At 42.8% G+C, this 313-nt stretch carries 1 rRNA gene; it reads left to right on the top strand.

The window, feature by feature from the left end:
- Positions 1-94 (top strand): 16S ribosomal RNA (locus tag AAIE21_RS29425); the annotation flags it as partial.
- Between the last annotated feature and the right edge of the window lie 219 nt (positions 95-313).

Below are 313 nucleotides of genomic sequence, written 5' to 3' on the forward strand. Positions count from 1 at the left end.
TTTATGGAGCCAGCCGCCTAAGGTGGGACAGATGATTGGGGTGAAGTCGTAACAAGGTAGCCGTATCGGAAGGTGCGGCTGGATCACCTCCTTTCTATGGAGAATTGATGAACGCAGTTCATCAATAAACGTTGACTTGTTTCGTTTCGTTCAGTTTTGAGAGAACTATCTCTCATGAATAAATGTATGTTCTTTGAAAACTAGATAACAGTGTAGCTCATATTTTTTAATTTTAGTTTGGTTAAGTTAGAAAGGGCGCACGGTGGATGCCTTGACACTAGGAGTCGATGAAGGACGGGACTAACGCCGATAT

The organism is Paenibacillus sp. 102 (assembly GCF_039549175.1).
GTDB lineage: Bacteria > Bacillota > Bacilli > Bacillales > Bacillaceae_G > Bacillus_A.